The 26,172-nt window shown below is 65.6% G+C and carries 30 protein-coding genes; 16 read left to right on the forward strand and 14 right to left on the reverse strand.

All coding sequences use genetic code 11. The features are described from left to right. Positions 1-40: 40 nt before the first annotated feature. A complete protein-coding gene (locus ACZI8R_RS07915; RefSeq protein WP_463379028.1) occupies positions 41-1,096 on the reverse strand; it encodes a polyprenyl synthetase family protein in 1,056 nt (351 codons plus the stop codon). 107 nt (positions 1,097-1,203) lie between these two features. Between ACZI8R_RS07915 and ACZI8R_RS07920 the strand changes: the two genes are divergently transcribed. Continuing rightward, positions 1,204-2,466, forward strand: coding sequence for a geranylgeranyl reductase family protein (locus ACZI8R_RS07920; RefSeq protein ID WP_463379029.1), 1,263 nt, complete (start codon positions 1,204-1,206; stop codon positions 2,464-2,466). Between the two features lie 57 nt (positions 2,467-2,523). Here ACZI8R_RS07920 and ACZI8R_RS07925 read toward each other — a convergent pair whose 3' ends face one another. Genes ACZI8R_RS07925 through menD form a run of 4 tightly spaced genes read right to left on the reverse strand, consistent with a single transcriptional unit; the run spans position 2,524 to position 6,543 of the window. Then, positions 2,524-3,222, reverse strand: a complete 699-nt coding sequence (locus ACZI8R_RS07925; protein WP_463379030.1) for a demethylmenaquinone methyltransferase — start codon at positions 3,220-3,222, stop codon at positions 2,524-2,526. 54 nt (positions 3,223-3,276) lie between these two features. Next, entirely contained in the window at positions 3,277-4,422 is a 1,146-nt protein-coding gene (locus ACZI8R_RS07930; RefSeq protein ID WP_463379031.1) for a glycosyltransferase family 4 protein, read from the reverse strand. Positions 4,423-4,468: 46 nt separating this feature from the next. Further along, positions 4,469-4,933, reverse strand: coding sequence for a DUF3592 domain-containing protein (locus ACZI8R_RS07935; protein ID WP_463379032.1), 465 nt, complete (start codon positions 4,931-4,933; stop codon positions 4,469-4,471). Next, positions 4,930-6,543 carry a 2-succinyl-5-enolpyruvyl-6-hydroxy-3-cyclohexene-1-carboxylic-acid synthase gene (gene menD / locus ACZI8R_RS07940; RefSeq protein WP_463379033.1) on the reverse strand — a complete coding sequence of 538 codons (1,614 nt, stop codon included), beginning with the start codon at positions 6,541-6,543 and terminating at the stop codon, positions 4,930-4,932. Before menD ends, ACZI8R_RS07935 begins: the two co-directional genes overlap by 4 nt. Positions 6,544-6,629: 86 nt before the next feature. Here menD and ACZI8R_RS07945 point away from each other — a divergent pair, with 86 nt between their 5' ends. Together ACZI8R_RS07945 and ACZI8R_RS07950 are read left to right on the forward strand one after the other, a co-directional pair. Continuing rightward, positions 6,630-7,223 carry a flavin reductase family protein gene (locus tag ACZI8R_RS07945; protein ID WP_463379034.1) on the forward strand — a complete coding sequence of 198 codons (594 nt, stop codon included), beginning with the start codon at positions 6,630-6,632 and terminating at the stop codon, positions 7,221-7,223. Between the two features lie 56 nt (positions 7,224-7,279). Beyond that, a complete protein-coding gene (locus tag ACZI8R_RS07950) occupies positions 7,280-8,101 on the forward strand; it encodes a siderophore-interacting protein (protein ID WP_463379035.1) in 822 nt (273 codons plus the stop codon). Positions 8,102-8,162: 61 nt separating this feature from the next. Here the strand turns inward: ACZI8R_RS07950 and ACZI8R_RS07955 are convergent, their stop codons facing one another. The 3 genes from ACZI8R_RS07955 to ACZI8R_RS07965 are packed head-to-tail and all read right to left on the reverse strand — an operon-like array spanning position 8,163 to position 10,306. Then, on the reverse strand, positions 8,163-8,609 hold the full coding sequence (locus ACZI8R_RS07955) for a DUF6918 family protein (RefSeq protein ID WP_463379036.1): 447 nt from the start codon (positions 8,607-8,609) through the stop codon (positions 8,163-8,165). Between the two features lie 45 nt (positions 8,610-8,654). Continuing rightward, positions 8,655-9,653 (reverse strand): o-succinylbenzoate synthase, encoded by a 999-nt coding sequence (locus tag ACZI8R_RS07960; RefSeq protein WP_463379037.1) that lies wholly within the window; start codon positions 9,651-9,653, stop codon positions 8,655-8,657. Beyond that, positions 9,650-10,306 carry a PaaI family thioesterase gene (locus ACZI8R_RS07965; protein ID WP_463379038.1) on the reverse strand — a complete coding sequence of 219 codons (657 nt, stop codon included), beginning with the start codon at positions 10,304-10,306 and terminating at the stop codon, positions 9,650-9,652. Before ACZI8R_RS07965 ends, ACZI8R_RS07960 begins: the two co-directional genes overlap by 4 nt. A 78-nt stretch (positions 10,307-10,384) precedes the next feature. Here ACZI8R_RS07965 and ACZI8R_RS07970 point away from each other — a divergent pair, with 78 nt between their 5' ends. Then, complete coding sequence (locus tag ACZI8R_RS07970) at positions 10,385-11,278, forward strand: 1,4-dihydroxy-2-naphthoyl-CoA synthase (RefSeq protein ID WP_463379039.1); 894 nt, start codon at positions 10,385-10,387, stop codon at positions 11,276-11,278. A 4-nt stretch (positions 11,279-11,282) separates the two neighbouring features. Here ACZI8R_RS07970 and mqo read toward each other — a convergent pair whose 3' ends face one another. Next, the gene (gene mqo / locus ACZI8R_RS07975) at positions 11,283-12,683 is read right to left on the reverse strand and encodes a malate dehydrogenase (quinone) (protein ID WP_463379040.1); all 1,401 of its coding nucleotides are present in this window, start codon (positions 12,681-12,683) and stop codon (positions 11,283-11,285) included. 90 nt (positions 12,684-12,773) lie between these two features. Here mqo and ACZI8R_RS07980 point away from each other — a divergent pair, with 90 nt between their 5' ends. Further along, complete coding sequence (locus ACZI8R_RS07980) at positions 12,774-13,676, forward strand: LysR family transcriptional regulator (RefSeq protein ID WP_463379041.1); 903 nt, start codon at positions 12,774-12,776, stop codon at positions 13,674-13,676. A gap of 32 nt (positions 13,677-13,708) precedes the next feature. Here ACZI8R_RS07980 and ACZI8R_RS07985 read toward each other — a convergent pair whose 3' ends face one another. Next, entirely contained in the window at positions 13,709-14,098 is a 390-nt protein-coding gene (locus ACZI8R_RS07985) for an SRPBCC family protein (RefSeq protein ID WP_463379042.1), read from the reverse strand. Between the two features lie 86 nt (positions 14,099-14,184). On the opposite strand from ACZI8R_RS07985, the gene ACZI8R_RS07990 reads away from it, so the two are divergent. The 8 genes from ACZI8R_RS07990 to menE all read left to right on the forward strand — a co-directional run bounded on the left by ACZI8R_RS07990 (position 14,185) and on the right by menE (position 18,631). Next, entirely contained in the window at positions 14,185-14,421 is a 237-nt protein-coding gene (locus ACZI8R_RS07990; protein WP_463379043.1) for a LapA family protein, read from the forward strand. Between the two features lie 7 nt (positions 14,422-14,428). Then, a complete protein-coding gene (locus tag ACZI8R_RS07995; protein WP_463379044.1) occupies positions 14,429-14,884 on the forward strand; it encodes a hypothetical protein in 456 nt (151 codons plus the stop codon). Between the two features lie 4 nt (positions 14,885-14,888). Next, positions 14,889-15,284 (forward strand): VOC family protein, encoded by a 396-nt coding sequence (locus tag ACZI8R_RS08000; protein WP_463379045.1) that lies wholly within the window; start codon positions 14,889-14,891, stop codon positions 15,282-15,284. Positions 15,285-15,350: 66 nt separating this feature from the next. Continuing rightward, on the forward strand, positions 15,351-16,535 hold the full coding sequence (locus ACZI8R_RS08005) for an inorganic phosphate transporter (protein WP_463379046.1): 1,185 nt from the start codon (positions 15,351-15,353) through the stop codon (positions 16,533-16,535). After that, positions 16,532-16,798, forward strand: coding sequence for a hypothetical protein (locus tag ACZI8R_RS08010; protein ID WP_463379047.1), 267 nt, complete (start codon positions 16,532-16,534; stop codon positions 16,796-16,798). Before ACZI8R_RS08005 ends, ACZI8R_RS08010 begins: the two co-directional genes overlap by 4 nt. A gap of 38 nt (positions 16,799-16,836) precedes the next feature. Then, on the forward strand, positions 16,837-17,163 hold the full coding sequence (locus ACZI8R_RS08015) for a DUF3349 domain-containing protein (RefSeq protein WP_463379048.1): 327 nt from the start codon (positions 16,837-16,839) through the stop codon (positions 17,161-17,163). 4 nt (positions 17,164-17,167) lie between these two features. Further along, entirely contained in the window at positions 17,168-17,473 is a 306-nt protein-coding gene (locus ACZI8R_RS08020) for a DUF3349 domain-containing protein (protein WP_463379049.1), read from the forward strand. A gap of 12 nt (positions 17,474-17,485) precedes the next feature. Further along, positions 17,486-18,631 carry an o-succinylbenzoate--CoA ligase gene (gene menE / locus ACZI8R_RS08025; RefSeq protein WP_463379050.1) on the forward strand — a complete coding sequence of 382 codons (1,146 nt, stop codon included), beginning with the start codon at positions 17,486-17,488 and terminating at the stop codon, positions 18,629-18,631. A gap of 9 nt (positions 18,632-18,640) precedes the next feature. On the opposite strand, the gene ACZI8R_RS08030 is transcribed toward menE, so the two are convergent. Next, a complete protein-coding gene (locus ACZI8R_RS08030) occupies positions 18,641-19,069 on the reverse strand; it encodes a nitroreductase/quinone reductase family protein (RefSeq protein WP_463379051.1) in 429 nt (142 codons plus the stop codon). Between the two features lie 95 nt (positions 19,070-19,164). Between ACZI8R_RS08030 and ACZI8R_RS08035 the strand changes: the two genes are divergently transcribed. Then, complete coding sequence (locus tag ACZI8R_RS08035; RefSeq protein ID WP_463379052.1) at positions 19,165-20,145, forward strand: ATP-binding cassette domain-containing protein; 981 nt, start codon at positions 19,165-19,167, stop codon at positions 20,143-20,145. Continuing rightward, positions 20,142-20,972, forward strand: a complete 831-nt coding sequence (locus tag ACZI8R_RS08040) for an ABC transporter permease (protein ID WP_463379053.1) — start codon at positions 20,142-20,144, stop codon at positions 20,970-20,972. The genes ACZI8R_RS08035 and ACZI8R_RS08040 overlap by 4 nt, the downstream gene beginning before the upstream one ends. An 11-nt stretch (positions 20,973-20,983) precedes the next feature. On the opposite strand, the gene ACZI8R_RS08045 is transcribed toward ACZI8R_RS08040, so the two are convergent. Beyond that, on the reverse strand, positions 20,984-24,235 hold the full coding sequence (locus ACZI8R_RS08045; protein ID WP_463379054.1) for an AfsR/SARP family transcriptional regulator: 3,252 nt from the start codon (positions 24,233-24,235) through the stop codon (positions 20,984-20,986). A gap of 64 nt (positions 24,236-24,299) precedes the next feature. On the opposite strand from ACZI8R_RS08045, the gene ACZI8R_RS08050 reads away from it, so the two are divergent. Beyond that, entirely contained in the window at positions 24,300-25,169 is an 870-nt protein-coding gene (locus ACZI8R_RS08050; protein ID WP_463379055.1) for a 1,4-dihydroxy-2-naphthoate polyprenyltransferase, read from the forward strand. Positions 25,170-25,185: 16 nt separating this feature from the next. Here the strand turns inward: ACZI8R_RS08050 and ACZI8R_RS08055 are convergent, their stop codons facing one another. Together ACZI8R_RS08055 and ACZI8R_RS08060 are read right to left on the reverse strand one after the other, a co-directional pair. Further along, on the reverse strand, positions 25,186-25,566 hold the full coding sequence (locus tag ACZI8R_RS08055) for a phage holin family protein (protein WP_463379056.1): 381 nt from the start codon (positions 25,564-25,566) through the stop codon (positions 25,186-25,188). A gap of 42 nt (positions 25,567-25,608) precedes the next feature. After that, the gene (locus ACZI8R_RS08060; protein WP_463379057.1) at positions 25,609-26,172 is read right to left on the reverse strand and encodes a Clp protease N-terminal domain-containing protein; all 564 of its coding nucleotides are present in this window, start codon (positions 26,170-26,172) and stop codon (positions 25,609-25,611) included.

The raw sequence follows: 26,172 nt of genomic DNA on the forward strand, positions 1-26,172 counted from the left end.
TGTCGAACGAAGCACCGAGGCGAAAGGTTTCCGGGACCGCTCAGCCGACCCGCGCGATCGTGTAGTCGACCAGCTTGGCGAGGGCGTCGTTGGCAGGTCCGGACGGTAGCTGGGCCAACTGTGCGTGAGCGCGGTCGGCATACTCGCCGAGCTTCGCCTTGGCGTCGACCATGCCCTGCGATCGTTCGAGGATGGCCAAGGCCTCTTCCACGGCTGCGTCCTCCGTGACCGGGCCGTCGAGCAGCTCACGCAGACGATCGGCGTCGGCACCCTCCTCGCGGAAGGCGTACAGAACGGGAAGCGTGTGCACGCCCTCACGCAGATCGGTGCCGGGCGTCTTACCGGACTGGGCTGCCACCGAGGAGATGTCGATGATGTCGTCGGAAATCTGGAATGCGGTGCCGACCGCGTCACCCAAGCGCTCGAGTCGCTCGATGTGCTCCGCGTCCGCCCCGGAGAACGTGCCACCGAATCGTCCGGATGCCGCGATCAGCGAGCCGGTCTTCTCCCACACCACACGCAGGTAGTGCTCGACGGGATCTTGTTCCTGCTTGACGCCGATGGTCTCGCGCATCTGCCCGGTGACCAGCTCGGCGAAGGTCTCCGCGATGATCTTGACGGCTTCGGGTCCGAGTGTCGACACCAGACGGGAAGCATGGGCGAAGAGGTAGTCGCCGGCCAGGATGGCAACGCTGTTGCCCCATCGCGCGTTCGCGCTGGGCGCCCCGCGTCGCATCGAGGCCTCGTCCATGACGTCGTCGTGGTACAGCGTCGCGAGGTGAACGAGTTCGACGACGGTCGCTGCGGTGATGACAGAAGAATCACCGGCCTTCGGGCCCAGCTGCGCGGTGAGAATGGTGAAGAGCGGACGGAACCGCTTGCCGCCCGCCTTGGCAAGGTGGAGCGCCGCCTCGGTCAGAAAGTCCTCGCCGTCGGAAAGCTCACCGACCAGCAATTCCTCGACCTGCTTCAGCCCGTCACGGACCACCGAAGCGAGCTGCGAATCTCCCAGCTCGATCCCGGCAACAACGGTATCTGCGCTCACGCCACCAGCAGCGTGTGCGGTGCCCTCAGTGCTCACGGTCTCAGTACCCATTCCTGTCGTCAGTGACGGCTTGGTTCATACCGTAGTGAACCTAGCCGCTCGCCCGCCGTTCGACCCAGCGGACGACCCGTGTCCCCCGGAGCTGACAGGATGTGGACGTGGCCGCAGATGATCGATCCTTCACCGAACAGTCGTTGCCCGAGTCGACCGATGTGCTCGTGATCGGCGCAGGACCTGCAGGTTCGTCGGCCGCGGCATGGGCGGCCCGTAAGGGCCGGACGACAGTACTCGCCGATTCGGCCACGTTCCCTCGTGACAAGACGTGTGGCGACGGACTCACCCCGCGCGCCGTGGCGGAACTGGATCGACTCGGACTCGGCGACTGGGTGCGGTCCAAAGCCGCCAATCGAGGTCTGCGTCTGAGCGGGTTCGGCCAGGAACTGGAGCTCGAATGGCCCGGTGGTTCGCTGCCGTCCGTGGGTAGCGCGGTTCCGCGAACCGAGCTCGACGACCGGATCAGGGCGACAGCGGTGGAGTCCGGCGCAGTGATGGCGCAGAACGCGAAGGCTGTGGACATCGAACGAACCGGGGACCGCGTGAGCGCCGTCCGTTTTCGGACGGCGGACGGTGAGAAGACGGTTCGGTGTCGAACGCTGATCATCGCCGACGGCGTTCGCTCCACGCTCGGGAAGACGCTGGGCCGCGAGTGGCACAGGGACACCGCATTCGGCGTCGCCGCGCGTGCCTACATCTCGACTCCCCGAAGTGACGACCCGTGGATCACCTCGCACCTGGAACTTCGGGACGCCAAGGGCACGCTGCAAGCTGGTTACGGGTGGATCTTCCCGCTCGGCACCGGGGACGTGAACATCGGTGTGGGCACGTTGGCCACCTCGAAGCGCCCTGCGGCGGGAGCCCTCCGACCCCTCCTCGACCTGTATCGAACCCAGCGCCAGGAAGATTGGCGTTGGGAGTCGGAGCTGCGCGACGTTGCGTCCGCCCTCCTGCCGATGGGCGGCGCGGTGTCGAACGTCGCGGGACGAAACTGGGCCGTCATCGGAGATGCCGCGGCCTGCGTGAATCCGCTCAACGGAGAAGGCATCGACTACGGGCTGGAAGGCGGCCGCCTGGTGGCAGAACTTCTCGACGAGGACGATCTGACACTGGTGTGGCCGACGGTTCTGCGCGACCACTACGGCCGCGCGTTCTCCATCGCGCGCCGCCTCGCCGGGCTGCTCACGGTGCCCCGGATACTCCCGGCGTCCGGGCCGGTCGCGATGCGTTCACGGGCGTTGATGACGATCGCAGTGCGGGTCATGGGCAACCTCGTGACCGACGAGGACGCCGACCTCACCGCCCGCGCGTGGCGCGCATCGGGTGCGGTGTCCCGCAAGGCGGACTCTCGACCGATGTTCGGATGACCCCTGTGAGCGGCCGAGTCCCTGGACTCGTCAACCGCTCACAGGCGCCGGAGGCGCCTACCTCGTGGCGCGATGCAGAGCCACGATTCCGCCGGTGAGGTTTCGCCACTGCACGTTGCTCCAGCCGGCGGCCTCGATGCGACGGGCCAACTGTTCCTGAGTCGGCCACTCTCGGATCGACTCGGCGAGGTAGACGTAGGCATCGGGATTGCTGCTGACGGCACGCGCCACACGTGGCAGAGCCTTCATGAGGTACTCCATGTACACGGTGCGGAACGGCCCGAATACGGGGGTGGAGAACTCGCTCACCGCCAGCCGGCCGCCCGGTCTGGTGACACGGGCGATCTCACGTAGCCCCGCGTCGAAATCCGCGACGTTGCGCAGTCCGAACGAAATGGTGGCCGCGTCGAACACGCCGTCCGCGTAGGGCAGATGCATGGCGTCACCGGCAACCATCGGCACGTCCCGACCGGCGCCGGCCTTCAACATGCCCTTGGAGAAGTCGGTGGCCACACACCAGGCACCCGAACGCCCCAGTTCCACGGTGGACACTCCGGTACCGGCTGCCAGATCGAGCACCCGCTCCCCTGGCTTCAGCGCCAGCGCGGATCGCGTCGCCTTCCGCCAGCTGCGGTCCTGCCCGAAGGACAGAACGATGTTGGTGAGGTCGTATCGCTCGGCGACCCCGTCGAACATGGAAGCCACCTCGCGTGGGTCCTTCTCGAGGGAGGCGCGTGAACCGTGTGTAGTTGCCACGCCCGAAACGCTACCAAGCCCGCCGGGATAGATCGACGGCGCGAATACGGAAGTTCAGGCCGCCCATCCCTCTTCGAGAATCGGGCGTCCCGTCACGTCCACGTAGTGCCGCACCAGTTCGTCACAGAGTGCCGGCCAGGTGCGGTGCAACACCGACTGCCGAGCGGACTCACCGAAGCGGCCACGCATCCAACGGTCGTCGAGTGCTTCGACGGCACTGGGCAGGAGTTCGACGAAACGGTCCACGGGCAGGAGGTACCCGTTTCGGCAGTGCGAGACGAGATCGCGGGGTCCACCGGCGTCGGGACCGATCACCGGTACGCCACTCGACAGCGCTTCCTGCACGGCCTGGCAGAAGGTTTCGTGCTCACCGGGGTGCACGAACACGTCGAGGCTGGCATAGGCCTCCGCGAGCTCGATGCCGCCCAACTGGCCGGTGAACACGGCATCGGGCATCGCCTCCTGCAGAGCAGCACGGTCCGGGCCCTCACCCACGATCACCAGTTGGATGCGGGGATCCGACGCCACTGCCGCCAGCCGCTCGACGTGCTTCTCCGGTGCGAGCCGGCCGACGAATCCGACGACCAACTTGTCGCTCCCGCGCAGCCAGCTCCGGCGCAGCGGCTCACTGCGTCGGGAAGGAGCGAAACGGGTGGTCTCCACCCCCCGGCCCCACTTGTGGACACGCGGGATGCCGTGCGTGGCCAGCGCATCCACCGCAGAGGTGGACGGGGCGAGGGTTCGGGTGCAGCCCTTGTGCAGTCTGCGCGTCCACGCCCACGCGGCGCGGGTGGTGATACCCAGCCCGTAGCTTTCGGCGAAGCCGGCGACGTCGGTCTGATACACGGCAACGGTCGGGACGTCGAGACGGTGCGCTGCACCGAGGCCGCCGGCACCGAGGAGGAACGGTGATGCGAGGTGCACCACGTCGGGATCGAAGGCGCGCAGTTGCGCGGTGAGACCCGGCTGCGGCAACCCGACAGGCAGAGAACTCACCTTCGGGACCATGATGGCCGGAACTCGGTGGATGGGCACTCCGTCGTGCTCGCTCGGGGCGGGCGGAAGTCCGCTCACCGTGTCCGGCGCGACGACCATGGCCTCGTGCCCTGATCGGTCGAGGTGTTCGAGAACTCGGAGCACCGAATTGGTAACCCCGTTCATGCTCGGAAGGAACGACTCCGCAACGATGGCTACTCTCACGCGTATCAGCGTGACAGCAGCCAGGATCGGGGCAGCGATAACACCGTTACGAGGAGGCGAAGTTCCGGGAAACTCCGGACTGTCCTTCCACCCCGCGTCGGCCCGCCCCTCCTCTGCGTAGGTACCAGATCAACGGTCCCGCGATCAGCCACGTCACCACGATCACCGAAAGAGCCGGAACGATGGCGACGCTCGCGTCACGGCCGGCCACCCGGACGAGATCCGGGTCGCTCCGCGCGTACTGGACGTCGATGAGCTGCCCCACGGTGAGGCGGGTGGGGTACAGAACGCCGAGCTCCGGGTTGTGCGTGACACCGTCCGGAGTGACGAAGGAGATCGCCGACCGAAGCGACCCGGCCGACAAGACCTCTCCGGTCGCGGTACCCATGTCGGATTCGATGGTGCGGTCGTTGCGCCAGGCGGCCACCACCAGCAGCACGGACAGCACCGAGATCGTGATCGCGGTGACGGCCACGCCGCGCATCACCCGCCGCGTGACGCGCGCGTTCACAGCTGCGCTCGCACGGCGGCATGCAGTTCACGAAGTCCGGCGCGTTCCGTCGTCACCTCGAGAACTCTGATGCCCTCCGCGGACGTCGTCAACTTCGAGGAGAGTCCGGACAGGTCGACGGCGTGATGTTCGATCCGGTACGCCGCGCACAGCGCCGCCAGGTCCATCCCGTGCGGGGTGCCGAACACCCGCTCGAACACGCCCGCATACTGGGGATCCCCCTGCTCGAGAAGCTCGAAGATGCCGCCGCCGTCGTCGTTGGCGACCACGATCGTCAGATCGCGGGGTCGAGGTTCTCCCGTTCCGATGAGCAATCCGGATGCGTCGTGCAAGAAGGTCAGATCACCCAGCAAAGCGACCGTGCGGCCCTCCTCGTAGGCCAGTGCCGCACCCACAGCGGACGAGACGGTGCCGTCGATTCCGGCGACCCCACGGTTGGACAGCACCCGAACATCCGGGGCCGGATAGCTGACCAGGGCCGCATCCCGCACCGGGTTCGATGCGCCGAGAAGCAGCTGATCGCCGGCGCCGAGCGAGTCCATGACGACGGACGCCACGTGCAGTCCGGTCGCGGCCGGGTGTGCTGCCAGCTGACCACGAACCGCCTTGTCCGCATGCTCGGACAGCGTGCGACATCTGGCCAGCCAGGCCGGATCCGACTCACCGGTGACGACAGCACGAGTACCGGTGGCGAGGACGTTGCCGGACACATCGGGCCAGCGCGGACCGGTGGTGAGCGCGTACACGTCGACAGCGGGGTCGGCGAGCAACTTCGACACCGAGCGGTGCAGCGTGGGACGGCCCGTGATGATCGCCTGGCGCGGTTTCAGCTGAGCGAGCGCGAGCGGGTGAAGCGGAATCCCGTGCAACGGAGCCGTGGGTTCCGCGACCGTGGGCAGTCCCGCGAGTTCGGGGCGCAATGCGGCACCGTGCCCGGACACCACGACCGTCTCGGGCGTGATGTCGAGATCGACCGGCACGTCGAGCGTCGCGTGCTGCGTCGTGGTCCAGGGTGCATCGCCGGGCCGACCCTCTGGAACAGGGCCCTGGGCATGAACGTCCGGCACCAACGGTTCACGCAACGGGATGTCGAAATGGACAGGACCCGCATTGCCGGATCGCGTGCCGCGCGCGGCAGCCAACACCCGGCACACTGCCGATCGCCACTGGCTGTTCTGGCCGGCGTCGTCCTCGGCGAGGCCGAGGCTGATGGTCGCTCGCACCTGACTACCGAACAACCCCAACTGTTCGATGGTCTGGTTGGCGCCCGTCCCGAGCATCTCGTACGGCCGGTTCGCACTGAGCACCACCAGCGGCTGCCGTGCGTAGTTCGCTTCGAGCACGGCGGGACCGAGGTTGGCCACGGCGGTACCCGACGTCATGACCACCGGAACGGGCCTGCGACCTGCGACGGCGAGTCCGACGGCGAGAAATCCTGCGGTCCGCTCGTCGATGCGCATGTGCAGACGCAGGCGGCCTTCGCGGTCGGCTGCTTCCAGTGCGAAAGCGAGCGGTGCGTTGCGGGACCCGGGACACAGCACGACTTCACGGACGCCTCCGCGCACGAGTTCGTCGACGACTGCTGTTGCCTGCGCGGTGGACGGATTCACGTTGTCAAGAGTGTCAGATCGGGTGCCGAGTTCGTCGAGCGACCTGCTCTGGCACCTGCGACCGGGACCACTGGCAACATGGACGCATGCGCACCGTCTTCGACCCGAACGAACTCCCTCCGCATCGGATGTACCAGGTGCTGACCTCGTCCGTGGTGCCGCGGCCCATCGCGTGGGTGTCGACGGTCGCGGAGGACGGTGTCGCGAATCTGGCGCCGTACAGCTTCTACTCGGTGTCGAGCGCGCACCCTCCGGTCGTGCAGTTCACTTCGGTCACTCGCAAGGACAGTCTGCGCAACATCGAGGCGACCGGCGAGTTCGTGATCAACGTGGCCACGGAATCGTTGATGTCCGTCGTCAATGCCAGTTCCGCGACATACGACCACACGGTCGACGAGTTCGCGGAACTCGGGGTGGCGACCGAACCGAGCGAGCGCGTGCGGCCGCCCAGGGTCGCCGATTCGCCGGTCTCCATCGAGTGCACTCTCGAGCGGGTGGTTCCTGTCGGCAACTCGTTCGTCGTCATGGGCGATGTGGTCGCCGTATCGGTCCGTCGAGATTCGATCGCCGACGACGGCCTTCCCGAGTTCGCGGCCCTCGCCCCGCTCAGTCGATTGGGCCGAAACGAGTGGGGACTCCCGCCGCGAACGGTGATGTTGGACAGACCGACGCACCCCTGACAGCCCCAGCATGGTTAGGCTTACCTGACAATCACACTCCATCAGGGGGAGCCCACATGAGCAAGTACGTCAAACCGGAGAACCGTCAGGTCGCCTCGGCGCGGGTCGTCACGTCCGAACGCATCAGCCCCAACTTCATTCGCGTCACCATCGCCGGTGAAGAACTCGACTCGGTGCGCCCGATGGGATTCGACCAGTGGTTCAGGATGTTCTTTCCACGGCCGGATCAGGACGCCTTGCGGCTTCCGACGAGTACGAGCGGATTCTGGTTCGCGCAGTGGAAGCTCATGTCCAAGGAAACTCGCCCGGAGGTACGCAACTACACGATTCGCACGATTCGTCCGGCAGGCACTGGAATCCACGGCGATACCACCGAGATCGACATCGATTTCGCGGCGCACGGCGATCTCGGGCCCGCGTCCGCCTGGGCGGCCAGGGCATCCGCCGGCGACGAGGTCGCCATCCTCGACGAGGGGCTGATCTACAACCCCGCCCCCGATGCGGACTGGCAGCTTCTGGTGGGAGAGGAAAGCGCGCTACCCGCCATCGTCGGAATCCTGGACTCGGCGCCCTCGGACCTTCGCGCCGAGGTGTTCCTCGAAATTGCGCACGCCGACGACGCCCAGAAGATCTCGGGACTCGGTGAAAACGTGAACGTCCATTGGCTCGTCCGCGACGACGCCGACGCACGTCCCGGCGAACTGGCCCTCGACACCGTGAAGCAGGCCCAACTCCCGTCCGGTACCTGCTACGCGTTCGTCGCCGGTGAAAGCGCTCTGGCAACCGGATTGCGCCGATACCTCGTCGGCGAATGCCACGTCCCCAAGTCCCACATCACCTTCACCGGGTACTGGAAATTCGGGCGCGCGTCCGCCTGACACCACACTCACGAAGAAGGGGCGCCGACATCGTCGGCGCCCCTTCTTGCACGAGTTCTGGTCAGGCAGCGTACTTCTGCACCAGATCACCCAGGCGCGGCAGCGCCTCGACGACGTGCTTCTGCGCGGACGAACGCAGCGACGAGTAGACCTTCTTCACGGCTCCGCGATCGCTGTTCTCGATGCGCGAGTCGGTGACACCGAGGAGCGAGTTCGACACGTCGTCCTTGCGGGCAACCAGGTACTCGGCGAACGAGGCTCCACCGGTGGCGGAGAAATCCGCCCAGTACGGCTCGAGCTTCTCCACGAACTCCGGGAGAAGACCTTCGATGGCGTCCGGGACGATGGACGGACCGACCTTCTTCACGGCGGCGTAGCCACCCTTCAGCGCCAGGCCGGAAGCTCCCGACTTGTCCGAAACCTCCGCGTCGATCAGAGCATTGACGTCCGAGACGACCTCGGGAACGCGTGACTCGTCGAGCAGGGATTCTTTCAGAGCTGCAACCACTTTCAATGCCTCCGTTTGACCGATCGATCAGTTCCGCGGAGGACACTATACGAAAAGTGAACTACTTCCAGATTCGAGCCGCTCGTGGCACCGGCGCATGCGCTCCATCCACCACGAGACCCGATCGGGACCGGCGGCCAGTTCCGCGAGACGTCGGCTGTCGGGCTCCGCCTTGGTGACTGAGAATTCGCCGCCGACCGGAATACGTGGTTCGGTCACGTCTTTCACGAACAAGCCGCCGGTACCCAACCCGCACGCCATGTCGAGCTCGGGAAGCGCTGCGGCCGCTGCCAGCCCGGCCGAGATTCCCACCGCCGTATCCAGCGCACTGGACACGACGACCGGAACGCCGAACTCCGCCAACTCCGCCGAAAGGTGGACCAGCGCCCGCATCCCGCCGAGGGGCGCGACCTTCACGACAGCGACGTCGGCACCCCCTGCGCGCACCACCTTCATGGGATCTTCTGCTCGCCTGATGCTTTCGTCTGCCGCGATACTCACTCCCGGTAGCCGTCGGCGCACCTCGACCAGTTCTTCGACCGACGCACAGGGCTGTTCGGCGTATTCGAGTGGCCCGTCCGAGGTCAGTGCGGACAACATCTCGACCGCCTCGTCCACCGACCAGCCGCCGTTGGCATCGACCCGTACGTTCGGGATCCGGGCACGGACGGCAGCGACCCGCTCGATATCCTCGACCGGATCGCGGCCAGGCTCCGCAACTTTCACCTTTGCCGTGCGCGCCCCCTCGAACCGTGCGAGCACGTCGGGCACCTGCGCCGCATCCACGGCGGGCACGGTTGCATTGATGGGCACCGAGCTCCGACGGGGCGACGGTGGACCTGCCCAGGCGGCCTCGATGCCGGCCGCGAGCCAGTTCGCCGCTTCGTCGTCCTCGTATTCGGTGAACGGCGCGAACTCGCCCCAACCTGCCGGCCCACGCAGCAGCAACGCCTCTCGCGTCGTGACTCCGCGAAACCGCACCCGCATCGGAATACTCACCACCACTGCGTCCGCGGCGATCTCGTCGAAGGCGGGCAGCCTCACTGTTGGCCGGGAAGTAGCTGCAGCATCAGAGCATCGCAATCCGCAAGCAGCTTGTCGCCCTGCATGAGTCGCGCCGTCACGTATGTCTTGCGACCCTCGACCCGATCCACGCTGCCCTCGACGGTGAGTTCGGTGTTCAGTGGTGTCACCGCGCGGTAGTTGACGTGCAGATAGGCAGTGCGGCTGATCGGACGTCCGTACGCGTGCACGATCATGCCCATCAGGTCGTCGAACAGGAGCGGTAGCGTTCCGCCGTGCGCCGCGCTGTTGCCACCGAGGTGGTATCGCCGAAACACGCCACGGCTCTGTACGCCTTCGGGACCGAACTTCTCGATGGTCCACGGGAGCATCAGGAGGCTGCCACGCCCCGGCAGCTCCATCACCCGGCCGGCCGGCGACTGTCCTTCGGGAACTACATGTGGCTTCAGGAGTGCGGCCATCTCCTCCGCCCGGTCGGCAGCATCGGCCAGCGCCTCGCGCGGCGGGTCCGTCGACACCGCCAGGTCCTGCAGTGTCCGCATCGCCTCGACGAACCTCTGCCAGTCCGGACCCGGATCGGCAGCCTCGTACTTCGGGAAACCGCCGTGATGTTCGTACTCCGAACCATCCTGCCCGTCGGTCCGTTCCACCGCTCCGACCGTATGCTCGCTCATACCTGCACTTAACCACGGCGCTTCGGCGGACCGTGCGACATAGTTCGCAAATCGGGGCGAGAGCCTATTCTCGAACCCGTGACTTTCAATGCTCAGCTCTGGCGCCCAGTACCCGGTTTCGAGAATCTCACGGACATCACGTATCACCGACACGTGACAGAAGGCATCGTGCGTATCGCCTTCGATCGACCGGAGATTCGCAACGCGTTCCGACCGCACACGGTGGACGAACTGTACGAGGTCCTCGACCACGCGCGGATGCTGTCGGACGTCGGCACCGTGCTGCTGACCGGAAACGGCCCCAGCCCCAAGGACGGTGGATGGGCCTTCTGCTCAGGCGGCGACCAGCGCATTCGCGGACGAAGTGGGTACCAGTACGCAGACGGCGAGACTGCGGACACCGTCGATCGTGCTCGCGCGGGACGACTCCACATCCTCGAGGTGCAGCGCCTCATCCGATTCATGCCGAAGGTGGTGATCTGCCTCGTCAACGGTTGGGCGGCCGGCGGTGGGCACAGCCTGCACGTCGTCTGCGACCTCACCCTCGCGAGCCGCGAGCACGCCCGTTTCAAGCAGACGGACGCCGACGTCGGCAGCTTCGACGGCGGCTACGGCAGCGCGTACCTCGCCAAGATGGTCGGTCAGAAATTCGCCCGTGAGATCTTCTTCCTCGGCGACACCTACACCGCCGAAGAGATGCATCAAATGGGTGCCGTGAACAAGGTCGTCGACCATGCCGAGCTCGAGGACGTGGCGATCGAATGGGGCACCAAGATCAACGGCAAGTCGCCGCAGGCGCAACGGATGCTCAAGTACGCATTCAACCTGCAGGACGACGGTCTCACCGGTCAGCAGTTGTTCGCCGGCGAAGCCACCCGCATGGCCTACATGACCGACGAGGCAGTCGAGGGGCGTGACTCCTTCCTCGAGAAGCGCGATCCCGACTGGAAGCCGTATCCCTGGTACTTCTGAGCACTCACAGGGGTGGGGCGCTGGGCATGAGTTCGCGCAGCGCATCCGCCCACTGCTCACGTCGCTCCGGGAAGCACCTGCCGATCAGTTCCACCATGATCGACGGAGCGGTGGACGCGCCAGGCGAGGCGCCGAGCAATCCCGCGATGGTTCCGTCGGCCCCCGTGACGAGTTCCGTACCGAATGTCAGTACACCGACTTCGCGTGGATCCGGCTTCACGACCTGCGCGCGTTGACCGGCCTGAATCAGGTCCCAGTCGGCGAAATCCGCGTCCGGCACGAAGCGACGAAGCTCGGCGAACTTGCGCCGCTCGGACGAGAGCAGCTGCCGAACGAGGTAGCCGACGAGCGAAGGGTTCCGGACGCCGGCCGCCACGAGAACGGGAAGGTTCCGTGGACGGATGGTGGTGAACAGGTCGGTGAGCTTCCCGTGTTTCAGCAACTTCGTGCTGAACGTCGCATAGGGCCCGAACATCACGAAGTTCCGCCCGTCCACGATTCGCTTGTCCAGATGGGGCACCGACATCGGTGGGGCACCGAGCGCTGCCTGGCTGTACACCTTTGCGTCGTGATCGCGGACAACGTCGGGATTGTCGGTCCGGAAGAACTGCGCGCCGAATGGAAACACGGCGTACCCACGCACTTCCGGAATCCGCGCCTTCTGTAGAAGTTTCAGGGCGTAGCCGCCCGCGCCGACGAACACGAAGCGGGAGCGGACTGCGAACTTCGCGCCGGTGGACAGGTTGCTCCCGCTCACCGTCCACGCCCCGTCCTCGCCGCGGGTCAGCCCTCGCACCTCGTGGTGCGTCTTCACGTCCGCCGTGGTCATCGTTGCCATCAGCACTCGGGAGAGTCGCCCGAAGTCGACGTCGGTGCCCGCCTCCGATCTCGTGGCAGCCATCGGCTCGTGCGACGTTCGTCCTCGCATGAGCAAGGGCGCCCAGTCCGCAATCGTTGCCGGATCCTCGGTGAACTCCATCCCGCCGGTGAACGGTGAAAGGGTCTCCAGGGTCGCGAAACGCTCACGAAGGTAGGCGACGTCGCGGTCGCCGAACACCACGTTCATGTGCGGTGTGGGGTTCTGGAACACGGACCCGAGCGACATCGCGTTCCAGAACTCTCGCGAGAGTGCGAACTTCCGCGCGATGTCGGCAGCTTTCGATCCGTCCTTCGGGTCGGGCATGTAGTTGAGTTCGCACAGGCCGGCATGCCCGGTCCCCGCGTTGTTCCACGGGTCGGAACTCTCCTCGGCCAGTCCGCCGAGACGCTCGTACACGACGATCGACCAGTCCGGCTGCAGCCTCGTGAGAATCGCTCCGAGAGTGGCCGACATGATTCCGCCACCGACGAGCACGACGTCGATCTGCTCTCGAGACGGGCCGGGTGACTTTCGCTTTCCGAACATGGCAAACCCCCTGATTTCCGGTGGAGGCCCATGCTCACCCGCACGGCAACAATCCGTCCAATGTGCAATTGACAGCGTTATCATTCGAATATGGATGAGTTGTCGAGCGGCGGCCTCCGTCCTGAAACGGTCGCCCTCGCTCCGTTGCTCGCAGCGTTCGCCGTCGTCGCAGAGGAAGGCCACGTCACCCGGGCGGCCGAAGTTCTCGGGGTACCGCAGTCGTCGCTCAGTCGCCGCCTGCGTGCCGTCGAGAAGACCCTCGGACTCAGTCTCTTCACACCTGTCGGGCGGAGGATCGCCCTCACCCCGCAGGGCCGAGAACTGCTGGAACGGGCTCACGCCCCACTCCAGGCCTTGAACGATGCCGTCGGCACCGTGCTCGCGAACGCGGATCCCGACGCCGGGCTCGCACGGTTCGGTTTCCCACTCACATTGGGGCCGGTCAGCATTCCGACGATGCTGGCGCAGTTCCACGCCATCGCTCCGCGGGTACGTCTGCATCTCGTCCAGGCGCACGGCGACGGCCTCGCGGACCTCGTCAGAGCGGGTCGCCTGGATCTCGCCGTGATGATTCCCGCACCGGAGGGCCTACCCGCCACCGTGATCGGACGACAACGAGTCGGGCTCGCCGTCTCTCGCGATCATCATCTGGCGACGCGAAGCCGGGTGAAGGCGTCCGAGTTGGCGAAGGAATCGTTCGTCGCGAACCCGCCGAGTTACCACCTCCGACAACTCACCGACTCCTGGTGCGCCGATGCGGGATTCACGCCCGACGTGACTTTCGAGATCACGGAATTCGACACTCTCCGCTCCCTTGTGGCGCATGGCATGGGCATCGCACTGCTACCCGACGCCGAGATGCCCCATCCGGGCATCGTCAGTATTCCGCTCGTGGACGCTCCCGATCGGAGCATCGCATTGGTCTCCGGTCGCGGCGCGTCGTCACCCGCGGCGACCAGGCTGCGCCGTCACATAGAGCGGCTGCGCCTGTGAGCGGCCCACGAGTCCAGGGACTCGTCAACCACTCACGGGGCCACTAATGATCTCAGTCGATCGAGATCCTCGGCCACGGTCCGGATGTCGCGTTCGAACTCTTCGTCGGACATGTCGAGTTGACGAACGGTGAACACGATTTCGCAGCCCTGCGGGTGCGCGAGAACACGAACCGGGTTGTTCACCGTGGCACCCGACGGCAACGTGACGTCGTGGTCGAGCACCCCGAGGCCGTTACGTGCGGTGAAGCGCACGGTCACTCTGCCCATCGGCGACTCCACGAAAAGAGTGTCACCTTCGCGCTCGACCTCGGCACGCGCCAGACCGGCCGCCCATTTCGGCAGATTGCCGGGATCGGCAGCGAAGTCGTACAACGTCGCCGGCGGACATTCGACGACCTGACTGACATGACGACTTTCCATTCTGCAAATGGTATTGCCCAGTCGCGCAGACGTCAGCGAGTCGCCACCTAGAATCGAGTGAGAGCCCTCCGAACGAGGAGATCGTGATGAGCACAGCCAAGAGTTCGAGTCGAAATCTTCTGGCGCGAGTGTCGCCGGGCAACTGGGTCGCGCTGATTCTCACCATCCTACTGGTGGTGTTCGTATTGCAGAACCGAGCCGACACGTCGATCAACCTCTTCTGGATGCACGTCTCGGCGCCGATGTGGTTCACGCTTCTCGCCGTCTTCGTGGTCGGCTGGGTGGTCGGAGTCCTCACCAACCGCCGACGCGCGAAAGCTTGAGCGCCACGTGACGGACGACGACAACCGCGACTCCCCCGCCCCGCAACACCGGCGACCGGAGGGGCTCTCCGACGAGACCGTGCAGGCCCTCGGCAAGGCGTCCGAAGCTCTCGAGACCGTCGAGCGTGCCCGCGGCTACCTGTATTCGTTCCATCAACTGATCGGCCACGCCGACCTACAACTCGGCGAGGCCGTCCAACTTCTGCACGACGCCGGCCACACCGAACTCGCGGATCGCCTGCAAGATGACATGGTGGGTCGAAACGTGGTGGAAGGGCGATGGACGTTCCAGCTCGTCGAAGAGTTCGACGACGGGTACTGGCGTCGACTTCGCACACACGAGGAATCGTTGCGGGACGAGCTCGCCGACGGACGCCGACACCTCCACGAGGCAGAGATGAAGGAAGCACGACGCACACACGGCAAGCCCGGCCACGAGGCCAGACCGCACGAAGGAGAATGACACGGTGGAAATCCTCAGCAGCAGAACGATTCTGCGGCCGAAGGACTATTCGACGACCCTGGCGTTCTATCGGGAGACACTGGGTCTGGCGACGGCGCGTGAATACCCGGGAGGAACGGTGTTCTTCGCAGGCCAGGGTTTGATCGAGATCGCGGCCCATGGTGGAAGCGGGGAATCGAGCACCTTCGACGGAGCGTTGTGGCTCCAGGTTCGGGACCTGACTGCAGTGCAAACAGGTCTGGTCCTCGCAGGCGTCAAGATCTCACGCGAGGCCCGGCAGGAACCGTGGGGCCTGCACGAGATGTGGATCACCGACCCCGACGGAGTGCAGATCGTGCTCGTCCAGATCCCCGACGATCACCCCATCAGGCGCGACGCGCGGCCCCCGCGCACCGACTGACCTGCCCAGGGCGAGGCGGTCCGCACGGGCCGTTCACGCGTTGGACACGGGTTGTACATTTACGTGGTGACCGCAGAGCTCATCGTTCTCCTGGTAGTCGTCGTCACTGCCCTCGCATTCGACTTCACGAACGGCTTCCACGACACCGGCAACGCAATGGCCACATCCATCGCCACCGGGGCCCTGCGGCCCAAGGTCGCCGTGGCACTGTCCGCCTCTCTCAACCTGGTCGGGGCATTCCTGTCCGTCGAGGTCGCCGCGACGGTGGCCAAGGGTGTCGTCAACCTCAACAGTGTCGGCGGAGAAGCACTCCTGCTCATCGTTTTCGCCGGCCTCGTCGGTGGCATCATCTGGAATCTCGCGACGTGGCTCCTGGGACTTCCGTCCAGTTCCTCGCACGCACTGTTCGGTGGTCTGATCGGTGCGGCGATCGCGTCCATCGGCATGAGCGGTGTCGAATGGCAGGGCGTGATCGGCAAGGTGGTTCTCCCCGCCCTGCTCGCACCGGTGGTCGCCGCACTCGTCGCAGCCGTGGGCACCCGAATGGTGTACCGCCTGGCCTCGAACGTCCCCGAGAAGTCCAAGGAAAAGGGATTCCGAATCGGCCAGGTCGGATCCGCTTCGCTGGTATCCCTCGCGCACGGCACCAATGACGCCCAGAAAACGATGGGCGTCATTTTTCTTGCTCTGGTCGCGCACGGCACCATCTCGGCCGACGCCGAGATGCCGTTCTGGGTGAAGCTCAGCTGTGCCGTGGCCATCGCCCTCGGCACGTATCTCGGCGGTTGGCGCATCATCCGCACCCTCGGCAAAGGGCTCGTCGAGATCGCCGCGCCCCAAGGCATGGCCGCAGAGTCCTCGTCCGCAGCCATCATCCTCACCTCGAGTCACCTCGGCCTGCCGCTGTCCACGACCCACGTCGCGACCGGCTCGATCCTCGGAACCGGGCTGGGTCGCAAGGGAGCGGAAGTTCGGTGGGGAATCGCCGGACGCATGGCAGTCGCGTGGCTGGTCACCCTGCCGTCTGCAGGTCTGGTCGGCGCAGCGTGCTGGGCGGTGGCGCACTTCATCGGCGGGCTCCCCGGCGTACTCGTCGTGTTCGCCGCACTCATCGCTCTGGCCGGACTGATGTACGCGAGATCGCGTAGGCAACCCGTCGACTCCGGCAACGTCAACGCCGAATGGTCCGATAACGAAGCTGTCAACGCGACCGACACCGACACTGTCGTTCGAGACGGGAGCAAGGGATGACACTGCTCACGGACACTCTGAATTCGTTGTGGCAGGTCGTCGCGGTGGGCCTGCTGTTGGGCGCCGGCCTCCCCGCGCTCTTCGCGCTGGGAATGCGTTCGCTGGCAGGCACCGATACGGAAACCGGCGACGGCGACCCCACCCTCGTCGGCAAGATCGGCGCGGCGCTGTGTTTCGCTGTCATCGTTGTCGCCGTCGTCGGTGGGATACTGCTCATCACCGAAGATTTCCTGACCAGTACCTTCGGTATCGAGGTCTTCTGAGCGGACAGCCCGCTCCACCGAAGAAAGAGGCCGATTCCGTGTCCCGATATTCACTTCGCTCAGTCCTCGAATGGCTGCGCTCCGGATACCCGGAGGGCATTCCGACGAAGGATCACTTCGCAGTGCTCGCAGTGCTGCGGCGGCGCCTCACTGCGGCAGAGGTCGACGAAGTGGTCGCCCTCGCCATCGCCACGGCGCACGAGCATCCCGAACGCCAGGTCGACTACGACAGAATGCGCGCCATCATCTCCGGAGTCATTCACGACGACCCCTCGGAGGAAGACCTCACCCGGGTGTCCGAGCGCCTCGAAGCCGGCGGCTGGCCCGTGACCCCGGACGAGGATCAAGCAGCCGACGTGGAGTGATTCGATGAGCCTGCCCCCGTTTCTCACGTCCATCGTCGGCTGGCTCCGCGCCGGCTATCCCAACGGAGTCCCGGAACAGGACTACGTTCCACTCTTCGCACTGCTCGCACGTCGACTGTCCGAAGAAGAGGTGGACGCGGTCGCCGATGCCCTCGTCGAGGAAGGCGACCTGCCGATCGACAAGACGGACATCGCGGTGTTGATCACCAAGGTCACCAACGAGATGCCGTTGGAGTCGGATGTGGAGCGGGTCAGCAGCCATCTGGCGGGTGGCGGGTGGCCTCTCGCGGATCCCCGCTTCGAGGCGTGAAACGCTGAGAACATGACCCGCCTACTCCAGCCCTTGCACGTACCGACGGGCTCGGACATCGAGTCGGTACTGCCGATACTGGCGGCCGCGCTCGAGGACGACGGGCCCGCCCTCCTGCCCGTTCCCAGCGGTGACCACCGAGAGATCCGGCGGCTGAGTGATGCGTTGCGTCCCGACGAGCCGATCGACGACGGGATCTCGCTCGTCGTCGCGACTTCGGGCACCACCGGAGTACCGAAGGGCGCCATGCTCTCCGCGGGCGCACTGCGGGCGAGCGGAAACGCCACCCATGCCCGTCTCGGCGGGCCGGGGTCGTGGTTGTTGGCGCTGCCCGCTCACCACATCGCCGGACTCCAGGTGCTGCTGCGCAGCGCACTGGCCGGAACCGATCCGACGATCGTGGACGTGAGCAACGGATTCGATCCGGCCGCACTGGTACCGGCGATCGCGGAGATGACCGGCCCGCGCAAGTACACCTCCCTCGTGCCGACCCAGTTGATCAAGGCCCTGGATCATCCCGACGCCACGGCGGCCCTGGCTTCCCTCGACGTGGTTCTGCTCGGCGGTGCGGCGACACCTGCACAGGTTCTCCGGCGTGCGTCCGAGGCCGGCATCGAGGTGATGCGCACCTACGGCATGAGTGAGACGTGTGGCGGCTGCGTATACGACGGCGTACCGCTCGACGGAGCCGAAGTGCGCATCGAAGACGAGCGGGTGATCCTCGGCGGCCCGATGGTGGCCGAGGGATACCGGGGTCTGCCCGACCACCCCGCGTTCGCCGAACCCGGCTGGTTTCGGACCGACGATGCGGGCACCGTCACCGAAGGCGTTCTCCGTATCACCGGCCGGCTCGACGAAGCGATCTCGACCGGCGGCTTGACCGTGGTTCCGCAGGTGGTCGAAGCGGCACTGTCCGAGCACCCGAACGTCCGCGAATGTGCGGTGATCGGCGTACCGGACGATCGGCTGGGTCAGCGCGTGGTCGCCGTGATCGTCGCCGGGCAGACCACACCCGAACTCGACGACGTGCGTGAACTCGTCACCAAAACCCTCGACCTCACTGCCGCGCCACGAGAACTGCACGTCGTCGATGCACTCCCACTCCGTGGTCCAGGCAAGATCGACCGCCGTGCATTGATCGCACGGTTCTCTTCGTGAACCGGTAGGTCAGGCGCGAGTCAGCGCCAACACCGGGATGGTGCGCACACCGGCGGTCTTCTTCTCGTAGTCCGCGAATCCGGGATAGCGACGTGCTTGTTCGCCGTAGATCCGGTCGCGTTCCGCTCCGGTCACCTCGGTCGCCGACACCTGGTATCTCTGTGTCCCCACCTCGATCTCGGCCTCCCCCGCGGCAACGAGGTTGTGATACCAGGCCGGATTCGTGGGTGCCCCGCCCTTGGAGCCGAAAACGTAGATTGTGGCCGGGTCGGCGTCGTCCGCCATGTACATCATCGGTGTCACCGACTGGCGCCCCGACTTCCGTCCGACGTGGTGCAGCAGAAGCATCGGAGACCCTTCGAAGGGGCCGCCGACTCGCCCCTCATTGCTCCGGAATTCTCCGATCACCTGCGTGTTGAAGTCTTCACCGTCGCTCATGTATCCACCGTAGGCCGCCAGGCGAACGCCTGCATGCAAGTCCGTGCAAGCGTGACGACAGGTCCGTGTAAGCGGGACGGTTCATCGTCTTCGTCATGACCAATTCGAATTCTGCCCCGGCCATCGAGGCCGAGGGGCTCGTGAAGCTGTTCGGCAGTCAACGTGCCGTGGACGGTGTGAGTCTGACGGTGCCCACCGGCACCGTGTACGGCGTGCTCGGCCCCAATGGTGCAGGTAAGACCACTACCGTTCGGATGCTCGCGACCCTGCTCCGCCCGGACGGAGGGCACGGTCGAATCTTCGGTCACGACGTCGTGAAGGAGCCGACCGCGGTGCGTTCGCTCGTCGGCGTCACCGGCCAGTACGCCTCCGTCGACGAAGACCTCACCGCGACCGAGAACCTCGTGATCTTCTCGCGGTTGCTCGGATTCTCCCGCACAGCCGCAAAGCGCAAGTCCTCCGAACTGCTCGAGGAGTTCGGCCTGACCGAGGCCGCGAGCAAACCGCTCAAGAACTTCTCGGGCGGTATGCGTCGCCGACTCGACCTCGCTGCAAGTCTCATCTCCCACCCGCCGCTGCTGTTCCTCGACGAACCGACCACCGGCCTCGACCCGCGTACCCGCGCCCAGATGTGGGACACGATTCGCCGACTGGTCGCCGAAGGATCGACCGTCCTGCTCACCACCCAGTACCTCGACGAGGCCGACCAACTCGCCGATCGCATCGCGGTCATCGACCGCGGCAAAGTGATCGCGGACGGCACCGCAAACGAGTTGAAGGCATCGGTCGGCGTCTCTTCGCTACATCTGGCACTGGTCGACAAGGGTCGTGTCGACGAGGCACGGGTCCTGATCTCCCAGGCCCTCGGCGTCGAAGTGTCGGTGACACCCGAGGCCGCACGCCTGACCGCACCGATGACCGACCCGTCCATGACCGTCGAACTGCTGACCCGGCTGCGCGACCACGACATCGCCGTCGACGAGATCACCGTCTCCAAGCCCAGTCTCGACGAAGTCTTTCTCACCATCACCGGCCACGGTGCCGACGATGACGAACCCGAACGGAGCGTCGCATGACGACCACTCTCGAAAGAACGCGGCCAGGAAGCACTCCCGTGCCTGTCCCGGCCACCCGCCGCATAAGCCTGGAACAGTCGGTGAAGCACACGCTCACCATGGCCTACCGTGGCGTGCTCAAGATCAAGCACAACCCCGAGCAACTGTTCGACGTGGTGATCCAACCGGTGATCTTCACCTTCATGTTCACCTACATCTTCGGCGGTGCGATCTCCGGCGACGTGCAGAGCTACCTGCCTGTCATCATTCCGGGCATCCTCGTGCAGACGGTCATCACCGGATCGATCGTGACCGGGACCCAGTTACGTGAAGACATGGACAAGGGCGTGTTCGATCGGTTCAAATCCCTTCCGATCGCCCGGATCTCACCGCTGTCCGGGGCTCTGCTCGCCGACATGGTTCGGTACGGCATCGCCACCACCATCACCTTCGTGGTGGGTATCGCCATGGGCTACCGACCGGACGGCGGCGTCGTCGGCGTCCTGTGCGCAGCACTTCTCGTCATCGTCTGCGCGTTCTCGATCAGCTGGATCTTCGCGCTCATGGGCGTGCTGATGAGCAAGGCCTCGTCCGTTCAGGGCACGTCGATGATCATCCTGTTTCCCCTGACCTTCATGTCCAACGCGTTCGTGCCGGCCGAGACCATGCCGGGCTGGATGCAGGCGTTCGTCAAGGTCAATCCCGTGTCCCACCTGGTGACCGCGGTGCGCGAGCTTGCCAACGACGGTCACTTCGGAATCCACGTGGTGTGGTCGCTTCTCGGTGCTGCCGTGATCGTTGCGATCATGGCCCCGCTGACCGTGCGCACCTACATGCGCAAGGCCTGATCGGGCACAGCTCAGGTGCGTGCAGCAATCAGTTCCATGATTGCTGCACGCACTCGTACGCGCGACCACGTCGCCACTGCCGTCTCTGCGGTCGCCCACTCGTCCTGCGATACAGCGGCCGACGCCCACTCCCGAATACGTCGGTGCTGCATGCTCTTCATGTCCTGCCGACCGTACGCACGTTCGCCCAGAACAAGCAGTCGCACTCCCCTGCCGACAGCACCGTCTGCCACAGCCAATGTCCCGAGAGCGCTGGCCACCGAACCGGTCAACGGGAGATCCACATGGACTCCGGATCCCAACTGTTCGACTGCGGCGGTCGCCAACGACTCGGCCAACTCACGTACCTCGTCTGCGCGACCGGACTGCACGTGCGCACACACGGAACCCGCCACCATCAGCAGTCCGAAGGGATCCTCGAACCCCCTTGCGCCGCCGACGGAGTGCACGAGCGACACGGCTTCTCGATAACCGGCGAGCCCTCGATCCACGTCCCCCATCGCCAGATCGGCTTCCGCGAATCCGACGACCTGCGCTGCTTTCGGGCCTCTCGTATCCGGCGTCGGCACATAGGCGAAATCGAAGTGTGCGGCCGATTCCTTCAGCACGCGTCGGCCACCTTCCGCGTCACCCGAGGCGATCATCGCGAAGGCTTTGAATCCCCACATCTGTCCGGCCTCGTACACGGCGCCGAGCAGATTCAGACTGGTCGTGGCCTCGTCGTAGAAGACCACGGCCCGCTCGTACTGCCCGGACTGGCTCAGCAACGAGCCCAGAAATCCGGCAGCCGACGAACGGAACCAGACGTCGCCGCGGCGGCGCGCATACTCGTGCACCACGTATCCGTCCTCCAGCGCCCCACGGAGGTCGCCGAGATTTTCCCGGAGGTTGGCCCGACCGGACAGTGCGGCCATGGTCGTTTCGAGGTCAGACGAGCGGACGCCGAGAGCAACTGCCCTCGCCATTTTGCGACTGTTTCCGATCGACAGAAGCATGGCCGCACCGAAGTTCAGCACCGGCGGCACACCACGGCGCCTCGCGACCCTCCGTAGACGCAGCCGGGCCCGCGCAAGCGTTCTCACATCACCGCCGAACAGCAGGTGCATGGCGATGAGCAGAATCGTGTACATCTCGAGCTCGGGATCGATCTCGGAAAGGTCTTCGTCCCCCACTGATTTCAGTACCCGGGGCGCCCAGTTGGCCACCTCCGAATGCGCGCCCCGCGTGACCCACAAGCCACCCAACAGGGCGAACACCATGGCAGTCGTGACGGCGTCCTCCCGCTGCAAGGACCACCGCAGGATTGCGAGGAGGTTGTCGTGATCAGCGTCGATCTCCACGCTGAGCTGCACCTGATCGGTCCGGCATCTCCCGGCCGCGTCCACCGCGATTGCTTTGGCCCACAGGGACAGCCGGTCGAGGACCTCTTCGTCCTCACCGGCGGCCACCAGTTGTTCCTCACCGTATTCACGCACCGTCTCGAGCATGAAATACCTGATGGAACTGCTGGTTTCGGTGACCGTCAACAACGACTGATTGACCAGACCTTCCACGGCACCGGCAACGTCGCCGACACCGTCCCAGCCTGCCACTTCCTCGGCTGCGTCGAGGGTGAACCCGGCCGGGAACCGGCACAGTCGTCGCAATGCCGACTGCTGTTCCGGTTCGAGGAGATGCCAACTCCAGTCGATCACCGAATGCAGCGTGCGATGCCGATCCGGGGACGTCGGATCACTCGACCGCAGGAGAGCGAATCGATCCACCAGGCGACGATCGATCTCCTCCACGCTCATCGAACGGACCCTCGCAGCCGCAAGTTCGATGGCGAGCGGAAGACCGTCCAGGGTGCGGCACACCTTGCGCACCGCAGACGGTTCCAGGTGTACCGATGGCCGGACAGCCCGTGCGCGAGCCGTGAACAGGGCGACCGCCGGAGATTCACTGTCCCCCACCGTCAACGGTGGGAGGGGGTACACCGACTCGGCAGCAATCATGAGGGGTGATCTGCTCGTGGTCAGCACGGTGAGGGTGTCGATGTCGGCGACCAGGCCCGCGACCACTTCGGAACATGCACCGATCACGTGTTCACAGTTGTCCAGCACGAGCAACATCGGCCGTGCCGACAATGCTTCACGCAACCTGTCCTGCACGGAATGAAGTCGGTTCACGGTGAAGCGGCCCGGCGCGACGTCCACTTCGCTGAGTCCAAGAGTGCCTGCAATCGCCGACACCACGTCCTCACTGCTGCGCAGCGACGCCAACTCGACCAACACCACCGGCATCCGGTCCGACGCCAGCGAACCCAGTTCGTGGGCCAGCCTCGTCTTGCCTGCCCCGCCCGGCCCGAGGACCGTCACGACCCGTCCCGCCTCGAGCAGTCCTTCGATGGCCTCGATGTCCTCGGCCCGACCGAAGAGGGTGTTCGGTGACGCTCGCACGCCGATGACCGACGGCGGCCGCACGGAGTTGTTGCCGGACTGCAGGATCTGCGCGTGCAGATCCACCAGTTCACGAGCGGGATCTGCGCCGAGTCGGTCTGCCAGGCGACCGCGCAGACCCGCGAACACCTGCATGGCTTCGTTGGCTCGGCCGAGCCCCTCGAGGATCCGCATCAAATGACCGTGTGCGCGCTCGTCGAGCGGATCGGCGGACGTTCGCGCCTTCGCCAACGGCAGTGCATGCTCGAAGTCGCCGACCGCGAGACGCGCGGCGATCTCGGATTCGTCCAGTTGTTCGCGAATCCGCCGAGCGTCCATTCCGAGCGCCCACGCGAGAGACCCGTCGCCCAGGTCCTCGCCGGGTTCACCGCGCCACATCTGCCGCGCCTCGGTGACCCGTTCGATCACCTGCTGCGGCGACGGCTCCGATGCCGCTGCCCGTATCGCCTCCTGCGCCCAGGTCAGATCCACTGCGTCGGCGCCCAGTGCCAGGCGGTACCCGTACGGTCCGGACTCGAGGACGCCCTCGGGAAGGACGGAACGCAGGCGCGAGATCTGAGTGTGCAGGGCATTGGTCGGCGACCGAGGAGGCTCGTCTCCCCACACGTCGTCGATGAGGCTCTGTGCCGAACGGCTTCGCCCCGGAACCTGCGCCAGGGCAACCAGCAGCCGACGTGCACGAATACCCGTCAGCGGCACCACGTCACCGCCCTGAACTGTCGATACCGGCCCGAGAAGGGCCACGACGATTCCGCTGCGCGGCGGCGCGGCCACGACAGCGCTTCGTGACGCCTGGACGTCCTCACCGCTCATTTGCTGGTCCACCGCATTCGATGGTATTCCACGGCGCGAGTGCCCACCGATTGTCGCTCGGTGCAAAGATCGACACATGGCAACGGTTTCTCAATGGGTCGAAGGCGCGCGCCCGCGCACACTGCCGAACGCGATCGCCCCGGTTCTCGCCGGCACCGGCGCTGCCGCGTCACTCGATGCGGCCGTCTGGTGGAAGGCGCTCCTGGCAATGGTCGTCTCGCTCTCGTTGATCGTGGGAGTGAATTTCGCCAACGATTACTCGGACGGAATTCGCGGAACCGACGACGACCGCGTGGGCCCGCTGCGCCTCGTCGGATCGAAGCTGGCGTCCGCCACGGCGGTGAAGAACGCGGCGATCGGATGCTTTGCCATCGCCGCGGTGGCCGGCGTGGTGCTCGCGGCGGCGACAGCGTGGTGGTTGGTAGCGATCGGCGCCTTCTGCATCGTCGGCGCCTGGTTCTACACGGGCGGCAAGAAACCCTACGGCTACAGCGGTTTCGGTGAGATCGCCGTGTTCGTCTTCTTCGGTCTGATCGCCGTGCTCGGCACGCAATTCGTGCAGGCGGAGAAGGTCGACTGGGCCGGCCTGGCAGCCGCTGTCGCCGTCGGCTCGTTCTCGAGCGCGGTGCTGGTGGCCAACAACCTTCGTGACATCCCCACCGATACCGAGTCCGGCAAGCTCACCCTTGCAGTGCGACTGGGCGACGCCCGAACCCGGACGCTGCACCTGATCCTGCTCGCTGCCCCGTTCGTGATGACCTTGATTCTCGTCGCCCGGACACCGTGGGTGCTTCTCGCACTGCTCGCGGCACCATTTGCCGTGCGCGCCAATGCGCCGATCCGAAAGGGCGAGCTGGGACTCGGTTTGATCCCCGCCCTGCGCGACTCCGGACTCGCGATGCTCGTGTGGGGCGCCGCTACCGGACTCGCGTTGGCTCTCGCCTGATCGGTCGCGGGGGTGGTCAGTCGCGGTCGGGAACGAAGGCGCTGAGAAGGAAGTTCACGACGGCGATGATCAGGCCGCCCCAGACTGCGGTCCAGAATCCGTCGACCGTCATGCCGTAGTCGGTCTGCGAGCTGAGCCACGCGGTCAACATCAACATCAACGCATTGATGACGAGTGTGAACAGGCCGAGCGTGATGATCAGCAGCGGCAGCGAGAGCAGCTTCACCAATGGCTTCACGAGCATGTTCACCACGGTGAACACGGCCGCGATGCCGAGCAGAACAACGATGTCCCAGCCGGTTCCGTTGCCGGAACTCGAGATGTCGATGCCGTTGATCCACTGCGCTGCAAGCCAGATCGCGAAGGCGTTGATGACGAGACGCACCAAGAAGGTCATCCGTGAATGCTGACACACCCCGGCGACATATGCGAAGGCGTATCAGGCGGCTCGATCGAGTTCGGCCAGCAACCGTCGACGAATCTCGGGGATGCCCACCTCGGCTTCCAAGATCTCGTGCGTGACTCCGCCGGCTCCGCGAAGGAGACCGAGCAGAATGTGCTCGGTCCCGATGCTGTCGTCCTTACGGGCGATCGCTTCGCGAAGGGACAGTTCGATGGACTTCTTCGCATCCTTGGTGAACGGGATGTGCCCCGTCTTGCGTGCGAACCATCCCTTCCTCTCGGGTTGTGCCTGCGAATCGAGGGCACCTTCGCCGAAGGTCTCCTCGACGGTGCGGCGCACCTCGTCCAAGTCGATTCCGATGGACCCGAGAGCTGCCGCGTCGTCGTCGGTCAAGGCATCGCTGTGCTCGGCGATTCGACGGGTGGCCCCCTCTGTCGTGACTCCGGCGCCGGCGAGCACCGCCGCGGCCGGTCCGACTTCCTCGGAGAGGATGCCGAGCAACAGGTGCTCGGCGCCGATCTGCGGAGACTTCGTGGTGCGAGCCTGGGCCTGCGCATCGACCACTACTGCGCGAGCACCTTTGGTGAACCGTTCGAACAT

The sequence above is a fragment of the Rhodococcus huquni genome (assembly GCF_055231055.1).

Bases quoted from the DNA above. Each gene is read 5' to 3' on its own strand.
- ACZI8R_RS07990 (WP_463379043.1), top strand. From the start codon at position 14,185: ATGAGCACAGCCAAGAGTTCGAGTCGAAATCTTCTGGCGCGAGTGTCG.
- ACZI8R_RS08060 (WP_463379057.1), bottom strand. From the start codon at position 26,172: ATGTTCGAACGGTTCACCAAAGGTGCTCGCGCAGTAGTGGTCGATGCG.
- menE (WP_463379050.1), top strand. From the start codon at position 17,486: ATGACCCGCCTACTCCAGCCCTTGCACGTACCGACGGGCTCGGACATC.
- ACZI8R_RS07945 (WP_463379034.1), top strand. From the start codon at position 6,630: ATGCGCACCGTCTTCGACCCGAACGAACTCCCTCCGCATCGGATGTAC.
- ACZI8R_RS08035 (WP_463379052.1), top strand. From the start codon at position 19,165: ATGACCAATTCGAATTCTGCCCCGGCCATCGAGGCCGAGGGGCTCGTG.
- ACZI8R_RS08010 (WP_463379047.1), top strand. From the start codon at position 16,532: ATGACACTGCTCACGGACACTCTGAATTCGTTGTGGCAGGTCGTCGCG.
- ACZI8R_RS07950 (WP_463379035.1), top strand. From the start codon at position 7,280: ATGAGCAAGTACGTCAAACCGGAGAACCGTCAGGTCGCCTCGGCGCGG.
- ACZI8R_RS08040 (WP_463379053.1), top strand. From the start codon at position 20,142: ATGACGACCACTCTCGAAAGAACGCGGCCAGGAAGCACTCCCGTGCCT.
- ACZI8R_RS08020 (WP_463379049.1), top strand. From the start codon at position 17,168: ATGAGCCTGCCCCCGTTTCTCACGTCCATCGTCGGCTGGCTCCGCGCC.
- ACZI8R_RS08030 (WP_463379051.1), bottom strand. From the start codon at position 19,069: ATGAGCGACGGTGAAGACTTCAACACGCAGGTGATCGGAGAATTCCGG.
- ACZI8R_RS07980 (WP_463379041.1), top strand. From the start codon at position 12,774: ATGGATGAGTTGTCGAGCGGCGGCCTCCGTCCTGAAACGGTCGCCCTC.
- ACZI8R_RS07915 (WP_463379028.1), bottom strand. From the start codon at position 1,096: ATGGGTACTGAGACCGTGAGCACTGAGGGCACCGCACACGCTGCTGGT.
- ACZI8R_RS08050 (WP_463379055.1), top strand. From the start codon at position 24,300: ATGGCAACGGTTTCTCAATGGGTCGAAGGCGCGCGCCCGCGCACACTG.
- ACZI8R_RS07985 (WP_463379042.1), bottom strand. From the start codon at position 14,098: ATGGAAAGTCGTCATGTCAGTCAGGTCGTCGAATGTCCGCCGGCGACG.
- ACZI8R_RS08055 (WP_463379056.1), bottom strand. From the start codon at position 25,566: ATGACCTTCTTGGTGCGTCTCGTCATCAACGCCTTCGCGATCTGGCTT.
- mqo (WP_463379040.1), bottom strand. From the start codon at position 12,683: ATGTTCGGAAAGCGAAAGTCACCCGGCCCGTCTCGAGAGCAGATCGAC.
- ACZI8R_RS07965 (WP_463379038.1), bottom strand. From the start codon at position 10,306: ATGAGCGAGCATACGGTCGGAGCGGTGGAACGGACCGACGGGCAGGAT.